Annotated in this window: 6 protein-coding genes; 1 reads left to right on the top strand and 5 read right to left on the bottom strand. The window is 64.5% G+C overall.

Features of this window, described 5'->3' with window-relative positions:
* From JYJ84_RS21160 to JYJ84_RS21140, 5 genes are all read right to left on the bottom strand, one after another.
* Window positions 1-4237 (bottom strand): ESPR-type extended signal peptide-containing protein (locus JYJ84_RS21160; protein WP_275890733.1); only part of this gene is annotated, 4237 nt, incomplete at its 3' end.
* A 1222-nt stretch (window positions 4238-5459) separates the two neighbouring features.
* On the bottom strand, window positions 5460-6362 hold the full coding sequence (locus tag JYJ84_RS21155; RefSeq protein ID WP_122947973.1) for a ferritin-like domain-containing protein: 903 nt from the start codon (window positions 6360-6362) through the stop codon (window positions 5460-5462).
* A 95-nt stretch (window positions 6363-6457) separates the two neighbouring features.
* The gene (locus JYJ84_RS21150; protein ID WP_011354057.1) at window positions 6458-6676 is read right to left on the bottom strand and encodes a hypothetical protein; all 219 of its coding nucleotides are present in this window, start codon (window positions 6674-6676) and stop codon (window positions 6458-6460) included.
* 228 nt (window positions 6677-6904) lie between these two features.
* Window positions 6905-7555, bottom strand: a complete 651-nt coding sequence (locus JYJ84_RS21145) for an NADPH-dependent FMN reductase (RefSeq protein ID WP_027790596.1) — start codon at window positions 7553-7555, stop codon at window positions 6905-6907.
* Window positions 7556-7882: 327 nt separating this feature from the next.
* The gene (locus tag JYJ84_RS21140; protein ID WP_122949615.1) at window positions 7883-8188 is read right to left on the bottom strand and encodes an NIPSNAP family protein; all 306 of its coding nucleotides are present in this window, start codon (window positions 8186-8188) and stop codon (window positions 7883-7885) included.
* Between the two features lie 279 nt (window positions 8189-8467).
* Here JYJ84_RS21140 and JYJ84_RS21135 point away from each other — a divergent pair.
* Window positions 8468-9022, top strand: a 555-nt coding sequence (locus JYJ84_RS21135; RefSeq protein WP_205189428.1) for a GNAT family N-acetyltransferase, incomplete at its 3' end; no start/stop codon positions are given.

The raw sequence follows: 9022 nt of genomic DNA, 5'->3' as shown, positions 1-9022 counted from the left end.
TGGAAGTCGACAGCGAATCAACCGAGCTGTTAGCCGACGACAGACCGGTCGACGTGGAGGTCGACAACGAACCGATCGAGCTATTGGCCGACGAGAGACCCGTCGAGGTCGAAGTCGACAGCGACGAAATGGCGCTGGTCGCGCTACCAACCTGGGCGGCGACCGAATAGAGCTGGCTGCCGTTGACCGCGTCGGTGCTGCTCGACGTTACCTGGCCGGCGGCGACGTTGGTGAGTTGTCGCTCGTTCTTGTCGCTGCCGAGGCTCACTGTGCCGACCGGCGAAGTGCCTGCGAAGCCGCCGAACGTGACGCCGCCGACGGTCGCGCTGCTCGTGGCAGTCGCCGTGTTGGTCTGCGAGTTGGCGCCGAGCGCAACGGAATTGTTGGTGCCGGCGACGGCGCCGGTGCCGATGGCGACGGCGTCGGTGCCGGTCGCGGTGCTGTCGGCGCCGGTCGAGTTCGCGTGGAAGTACTTGATGCCCTGGCTGTTGATGTTGTTGATCGCCGAGCCGACGCTGTTGGCGGTCGTCGTCGTGCCGTTCGCGTTGTAGGTCGTGTACGCCGGTGCGGAGACCGTCCCGGTCGTCGGATCGTACTTGGACCCGCCGCCGAGTGCAGACGCCGTGCTGTTGCCGAGGTTGTCCGTCTTGACCGTGACCGAGCTCAGGCCGGTCGAGAGCGAACCGATCGAGCTGGTGGCCGACGAGAGGCCGGTCGACGTCGACGTGGACAGCGACAGGACCGTGCTGTTGGTCGAGCTCAGGCCGGTCGACAGCGAACCGATCGAACTATTGGCCGACGAAATGCCGGTCGACGCGGAGGTCGACAGCGACGTGACGCCGGTGGACAACGACGAGATGGAGCTGTTGGCCGACGAGAGGCCGGTCGACGTGGAGGTCGAGAGCGAACCGATCGAGCTGTTAGCCGACGACAGGCCGGTCGACGCGGACGTCGACAGCGAAGTGACACCGGTGGACAGCGACGAGATCGAGCTATTGGCCGACGAGAGACCCGTCGACGTGGAGGTCGAGAGCGAGCCGATCGAGCTATTCGCCGACGACAGGCCGGTCGAAGCGGAAGTCGACAGCGAAGTAACGCCAGTGGACAGCGAACCGATCGAGCTATTGGCCGACGAGAGCCCCGTCGACGTCGAGGTCGAGAGCGAGCCGATCGAGCTGTTAGCCGAAGAGAGGCCGGTCGACGCGGAAGTCGACAGCGACGTGACGCCGGTGGACAGCGAACCGATCGAGCTATTGGCCGACGAGAGGCCGGTCGACGTGGAGGTCGAGAGCGAACCAATCGAGCTGTTCGCCGACGAGAGGCCCGTCGAAGCGGAAGTCGACAGCGAAGTAACGCCAGTGGACAGCGAACCGATCGAGCTATTGGCCGACGAGAGCCCCGTCGACGTGGAGGTCGAGAGCGAGCCGATCGAGCTATTCGCCGACGACAGGCCGGTCGACGCGGAGGTCGACAGCGACGTAACACCGGTGGACAGCGAACCGATCGAGCTATTGGCCGACGAGAGCCCCGTCGATGTCGAGGTCGAGAGCGAGCCGATCGAGCTATTCGCCGACGAGAGGCCGGTCGACGCGGAGGTCGACAGCGACGTGACGCCGGTGGACAGCGAACCGATCGAGCTATTGGCCGACGAGAGACCCGTCGACGTAGAGGTCGAGAGCGAGCCGATTGAGCTATTCGCCGACGACAGGCCGGTCGACGCGGAGGTCGACAGCGACGTAACACCGGTGGACAGCGAAGAGATCGAGCTGTTGGCCGACGAGAGACCCGTCGACGTCGAGGTCGAGAGCGAGCCGATCGAGCTATTCGCCGACGACAGGCCGGTCGACGCGGAAGTCGACAGCGACGTAACACCGGTGGACAGCGAAGAGATCGAGCTGTTGGCCGACGAGAGACCCGTCGACGTCGAAGTCGAGAGCGAACCGATCGAGCTATTGGCCGAAGACAGGCCGGTCGACGCGGAAGTCGACAGCGACGTGACGCCGGTGGACAGCGAAGAGATCGAGCTGTTGGCCGACGAGAGACCCGTCGACGTCGAGGTCGAGAGCGAGCCGATCGAGCTATTGGCCGAAGACAGGCCGGTCGACGCGGAGGTCGACAGCGACGTAACACCGGTGGACAGCGAACCGATCGAGCTATTCGCCGACGAGAGGCCCGTCGAAGCGGACGTCGACAGCGAAGTAACGCCAGTGGACAGCGACGAGATCGAGCTGTTGGCCGACGAGAGCCCCGTCGACGTGGAGGTCGAGAGCGAGCCGATCGAGCTATTGGCCGAAGACAGGCCGGTCGACGCGGAGGTCGACAGCGACGTAACACCGGTGGACAGCGAACCGATCGAGCTGTTAGCCGACGAGAGCCCCGTCGACGTCGAGGTCGAGAGCGAACCAATCGAGCTATTCGCCGAAGACAGGCCGGTCGACGCAGAAGTCGACAGCGACGTGAGGCCGGTGGACAGCGAACCGATCGAGCTGTTGGCCGACGAGAGACCCGTCGACGTGGAGGTCGAGAGCGAACCGATCGAGCTGTTAGCCGACGACAAACCGGTCGAAGCCGACGTCGACAGGCTCGTGATGCTAGACGTCGTCGTGCTCGCGACCGAGTAGAGCTGGCTGCCGTTGATCGCGTCGGTGCTGCTCGAGGTGACGAGACCAGCGGCAACGTTCTGGATCCGGCGCTCGTTGCCTGCCGTACCGACGCTGACGACGCCGTTGGCACCGTTTGCGCCGGCAAAGTTGCTGAACGTCTGGCCACTGATCGTGGCCGAGCTCACCAAACCGGTGCCACCGGTCGCCGTGTTCGCCGCACCAATCGTCGCCGAGTTGTTGCCAAGGGCAACGGAGTTTGCCACGTTGGCCACCGACAGGTAGCCGAGCGCCAGCGCGTTGCCGGCCGAAGCGGTCGACTGGTAGCCCATCGCGATTGCATTGCCGTTACCGCTTGCGGTCGCGAAAGACCCGATCGCAATATTGCCGGCTTGGGACGCCGTGGTTGTCTGGCCGATTGCAACGCTCTGGAGCGCACTTGCCGTGGCGACGCCAAGCGCCACGCTGCCGCCGCCGGCAGCGCTGGCATTGACACCGATCGCGGTCGCATAGTTCGCCGTCGCGGAACTGCCGTTGCCGTAAGCGGAAGCCGCTGCCGAAGCGCCGCCCGCATACGTCGACGCGCCGATCGCGGTCGAACCAGCGGAAGCCGCCGTCGCGCTGCTGCCGATACCGACCGAACCCTGACCCGTCACGCTGTTGGCACTGCCCAACGCAACCGCGCCCGTGCCGTTCGCCGAGTTGCCATTGCCGAGCGTGACCGCACCCGTGCCGCTGGCCGAGTTGCTGGTGCCGAGCGCAACCGCGCCGTCGCCGCTGGCCGTTTGCGCGCGACCGATCGCCACGGCGCCGCCGTTCGCGGAACCGCTGTTGGCGGTCGTGCCCGACGAGCCGATGGCGACGTTCTGGCCGGTCGCGCCGGAGGTGACACCGTCGCCTTGCGCGATGCCGTACGCGCCATTGACGGTTGCACCGCGGCCGACCGCGATACCCGAGGTGGCGGTCGAGGCGACGGACGACTGCCCGCCGATCGCGATGCCGTCCGAAGCGGCCGACTGTGCGCCCTTGGTTGCATTGCTGCCGATAGCAACTGCACCGTTACCTGAAGCGATGGTCGAGTTTGCGTACGAAAGCGGGGTTGTGCCATTGCCGGCCGCGCCGCCGATTGCAACCGAATTCAGCGCGTTGGCCGTTGCACCGAAGCCGAGCGCGGTGGAACCCGTGCCGCTGGCCGTCGACTCGAGGCCGGCGGACGTGCCCCACAGCGCAGCAGACGACAGGAAGCCCGTCGCCGTACCGCCGGTACCGGTGGCCTGGGCGAACGCACCGTAAACCGTCGCCGCCAGGTTGTTGTTGCCGCTGGCGTTGCAACCCGCGACCGTGGAATAAGTGCCGGATCCATCGACGGGATACGCATTGGTGTTGCCGGTAGTCGTGCGGCCGACCGTACCGCTGCCACCGCTTGAGGTGCATGACGACACCGTGAACTGGCTGCCGTTGGTTGTGCCAGGGATGAGCGTATTGGCGCTACCGAACGAAGGCAGTGTTGCCAGCGCGACGAGCACTGCGGCGGCGACAGCCGACTTGTTCGGCTTGCCCCGTGCCGAATCGATTTCCGATGCCGCGACCCAGGCGCCAAGAGCTTCGTTCCAGATCGAGCGGTATGTGCGGTTCATGTCCTGCTACCTCCAAATGTGCACGCCACACACCGGTCTCTTTCGTTAGAGGATTACTCCGTGCGCTCGCGCGAATCTCAAAATTGATGGGCGGAGTTTATTGGATGGAGATTTTTAAGATTGACAAAAAGTGATAAATGAAGGGTTTCGAAAGTTAAAAGATGGTTAATACATCGCGTTTTGATGTATTGGTGCAGAATGCATTTGAATGGTGCAAGAATGCTCGTTGTAGCGTTCCGTGACCGTGCTGGAAAATATATTTTCATCATAAAAATCAAGTGCTTACATTGCTTTTGTGCGGTAGGTTACACATCTTCCCGGTCAAAACGTAAGACAAATGAAATAGCAAACGTTTGCGCATCATGTAATTCTTTCATCAATGTAATGTTTCGTGGTGTGCGAATGGATAATATCGTCACCATTTTGTTAATTTGTTAATTGGTTATTTGTCTGTCGATTTTGCTTTGATTTTATGGATTTACGGTAAATCGATTTAATTTGGAATTTCGACAATCGGGCTGTGCTGATTTGCGCATCCTGGCCGCTACGGTGGCCCGCGTGGCGGGCGTTTCGGGCCGGTTGGGGCATCGAATTTGTAAAAAAGTGCTACAGAGCGGCGGGTCGGACCGTCATCATTCGTTTTTCGGATTTGTCCTATTGACTGTTTCGCTTATGTTGATATTCGGGCGGGATGCGAGGTGGGGGCGGACCCTTCCGGAAGGTGTGACCTGCTGCCGCTTTGGGCCTGCTGGCGACAGGGTGTGAGTGACGCTGGCCGGCATGGGCGCCGGCGGCGCCGAATTGTCAGATCCGGGGTGTGACAATTTGTCCGGGCGCGGCGCACGCCCGCCGACGCTGCGGGAAAAAGGGCGGGAGCAAATGGGGCGGGCGCGGCACATCCGGCAGGCGGATGCAGGGCGGTGCGGTGTCGTCCCGCGTGCGATGGGCCGACGTCGAACCGTCGGCGAGCCGGGCAACCCAAGGGATGCGGTACGCCGTGCATGTGCGACGAGCACGCATCGAGGCTCGGACGGGACGCAGGGCACGGAACAGAACAGCCGCATCGATCGCCGCGGATCGCCTGCTGTGCGCGCGGACACGGACGAAGCGACTGCGGGCCGCCGGATCCCGGCGCGACTCGGGCCATCCCGGCGTGACGATCGTCGCGGGGCGTTGCCCGGGTGTTCGACCGGGCAACCGGGCCCTGTCCCGAGCGGTTGCCTTACTTCTTGAGAAACCGCAGCGCGAACCGCGCCATGCGCGGTACGAACATCGGGCGCAGCAGGCGCGTGTCGTAGCCGGCCATCCGCCGGTCGTTCTCCGCAAGACACAGTTCGATCAGCTCGCGCGGGTTGAGCGCATCGCCGATGTCGGCGGTGCCGGTCGCCGGGAAGTTCGCGTCACGCGCGACGCCGTCGGAATCGATGCCGCGCGCGATGCCGATGCGTTCCCGGATCAAATGCACCCACACGGCCGCGACCCGCACGAAGAACCACGGCCGGCGCCACCACGGCAGGCTGCGCCAGTACCACGCGTACCAGTTCACGAAGAACAGGATGTGGCGGCCTTCTTCCTGGATCACCGGCTCGAAGGTGTCGACGAGTTCGGGCGGGAAATAGCCGGAGCGCTGCGCGGAGCGGAACAGGCCGAACGCGAAGAAGCTGTCGATGCATTCGCTGAAGCCCGTGACCATCCACGACCACTCGGGATCCTTCGGCGCAGGATAGGGCGGCTCGGGGGCGAGCCGGATGCCGTACGCCTCGACGAGCTTCGACAGCACGACCTTGTGGCGCGCTTCCTCGCCACCGTCCATCTCGAGCGCGTGGCGCAGCAGCGGATCGCCGATGGTCGCCGCATAGGTCGCGACGCGGATCGAGGCGCGGCCTTCGGTCTGCACCGCGATGTCCCAGATCGGCAGCGACGTGAGCCGTTTGAGTTCGGCGGGCTTGAGCGGCGGCCAGTCGATCACCGCCGGCTTGTACGGGTTGTGTGTGTCGAGCAGCATGCGGCAGAACATCTGCATGTGCGCATCGGAACCGATCCGGACCGGACCTGGCCTCGCGAAGGTCCAGTTGCGCATTGCGTGATCTGCCGCTGCATGTTCTTCCTGCAGCGTGTCACTCATGGCTGTTGCTATGCGATTACGGGTCGAAAGATTCTTGCATAGCTTCCGTAAACGCGTATTTTCGAGCGGCCATGCGCACGCCGGTCAGGCGCGCGTCACGCGTTCGTGTCGACCCAGAGGCGGCCCCAGCGGGACGCGTAGGCCAGTGCGTGCTCTTCCTCGAAGAAGAAATCGATCGCGTCGAACGACACGGCGCGCGGCGACGGGCCGCCGCTCGCCTTCTCGATCGTCAGGTTGGCGGCGAACAGCCCGTTCGGCAACCGGGCGGCAGCGGGGGCGACTTCGTAGCCCTTGTAGCGAATCGTACGGTTCATGGCGTGCGCGGTGAGAGTTCGGAAGTTCAGCGTACGAAAACCCGCCCGCGGCGTGAACCAATCTTTCGGCCAATGCAAATCACGCGGCGGGCTGAATCGTTATTGGTGCGGGGAACGGGCAGCAGGGAGAGGCATCGACGTACGCAGCGCGTGGCCGTTCGTCGGAATGTGCGCCGCCCACGCCGGCGAATGGAGTCGGCCGGGCGCGGGCGGTGGAAGGCGGGGGGATTACTGGTTGGCGATCTTCAGCACGGGTGCGAGCGCATCGACCGATGCCGCATGCGAGGCCGCGCGATGCGATGCGAACGCGAGCGCGAACTCGGCCGCTTGCGTGCCGACCGTCTCGAGCTGCGCGACGACCTTCGGATCCGAGCAGCTGTCGGCGCTGTCGAAGCGCGTTTCGAGCGTGTTCACGGTCGCGCCGAACGGCGTCGGCCAGCCGCGCAGCGCGTGCACGATCGAACGCAGCGACGTCAGCACGGTGCCGGCCGCCTGCCAGCCATAGGCGGTGACGATCAGGCCGACCGCGCGCCCGTCGAGATAGGGGCGATCGTCCGCGCGCAGTTCCTCGAGCGTGTCGAGCGCGTTCTTCACGAGGCCGGAGACGCCGCCGTGATAGCCGGGCGTCGCGATGATGATCGCGTCGGCCTGGCGCACGGCGTCGATCAGTTCGCGCTGCGCGTCGGTCAGCGTTTTGTGTTCGGGGGCGTAGTGCGGCAGCGTATGCAGGAACGGGCCGTCGAACAGGCGCGTGCGTGCGCCGGCCGCCTGCGCACCGCGCAACGCGAACGACAGCGCGCGTTCGGTCGACGACGCTGCCCGGGTGGTACCGCCAATGCCGACGACGAACGGGCGGCGGTGTTGATCGAATGCAGTCAAGGGGCGCTCCTTGGGGATGGCTTGCCCGGCTAAGCACAGGCTTAAAACCCAGATGGTAACGACCCCGCCGTCACTCTGAAAACGACTTTTCGTTCTATCGATATGCCGCGCGGCAGGGGCAATCGTGTGCGCGGCCGCCCAGATCGATAGCAGAAATGCTTGGTTGGGACGGCGAGCCGTGGTCGATAAGATGGGCTCGTCTCCTCCTTGATGTCTCTACTGACATGGGTTGGCCCCGCCGCGCGGATGCAGGCGGGGCTTTTTTTTCGTCCCGGTCAGGAAAAGGGGCGCGATGTGCCGGGCCGTTGCCCGTTGCCCGTTACTCAGTTACTCGAATACCGGCCGGAAGAAGCTGCGCTCGTAGCTGACGATGCAGCGCGTGTCCTCCGCGTAGCGGAACGCGGCCTGGCAGGCCGGATCGTCCATCGAGCGTTCGCGGTAGCGCTCGTATTCGGCGAGGCTCGGGAACGAGAACATCGCGAGCGCGATGTTGTTCGCCCCCTCGGACGGCAGGAAGTAGCCGTGATGCGTGCCGCCGAATTTTTCGACGAGCGGAATCCACATCTTGCCGTAGGTCTCGAACTGGTCGAGCTTGTACGGATCGATGACGTAGCGAAGGAAGCAGGTGACCATGAGCGCGCTCTGAGCGGTGAGAATCCAGCGAGTCTGGATGGCGCCGCCGTATGTGTCAACGGCGCGCGCCGACGCGTGATCCGGCGGCGAGATGCGTTGCTTGCGCAAGCAACGATCGGCGCGTTTTCATGCGTTCGCAACGCCCCACGCAGCGCCGCGGCACGCACCGTCGCTATCGTCTCTCACGCACGCATTTCCCCAAACTTTTACGACATTTTTTCTTGCGAGGGCGGCCGGCGCGCTCATAGACTTCGGGCATCCCAACCACGGAGCATGGCAATGTCGATACCCTGGAACGCGATCGCCGAACACACACCTGCCGCGCCGCTTTCGGTGTGCGCCGATCGGGTGATCGTGCGGCGTTTCGATCCGGCCTTCGACAGCTATGCGCAACTCACGCCGATGCTGCATCGCGCATTTGCGCGGCTCGGCGCGATGGGACTCAACTGCACGTGCGTCGACCAGAGCGAGGACGTCACGCGCCGTCGCGCGGAAGCGGGCGAGTGCTACGTCGCCGTGTGCGGCGGGCGCGTGATCGGCACGGCCACGCTCTATGCGACCGATCCGTCGTCGGCGTGCTCGCTGTACCGGCGCGAAGGCGTCGCGAGCGTGCGGCAGGTGGCGGTGGACCCCGCTTGCCAGAGTCGCGGGATCGGCGCGTTGCTGCTGTCGTTCGCCGAGCAATGGGCCGCGTTGCGCGGCTATACGCTGCTCGCACTCGATACGCCGCATCCCGCTTCGCACTTGCTCGCGTTCTACGGCGCGCAGGGTTTCGACATCGTCGACGTGATGCGCTTCGACGGCAAGCGCTACGACAGCGCGATCCTCTGCAAG

This window comes from Burkholderia sp. LMG 13014 (assembly GCF_905232215.1).
In the GTDB taxonomy this organism is placed as follows: Bacteria; Pseudomonadota; Gammaproteobacteria; order Burkholderiales; family Burkholderiaceae; genus Burkholderia.
The sequence above is the reverse complement of the archived record's forward strand: the minus strand, read 5'-3'. Positions and strand labels throughout refer to the sequence as shown.

Coding starts and splice junctions, on each gene's coding strand:
- JYJ84_RS21150 (WP_011354057.1), bottom strand. CDS start 6,676: ATGAACCGTACGATTCGCTACAAGGGCTACGAAGTCGCCCCCGCTGCC.
- JYJ84_RS21140 (WP_122949615.1), bottom strand. CDS start 8,188: ATGGTCACCTGCTTCCTTCGCTACGTCATCGATCCGTACAAGCTCGAC.
- JYJ84_RS21155 (WP_122947973.1), bottom strand. CDS start 6,362: ATGAGTGACACGCTGCAGGAAGAACATGCAGCGGCAGATCACGCAATG.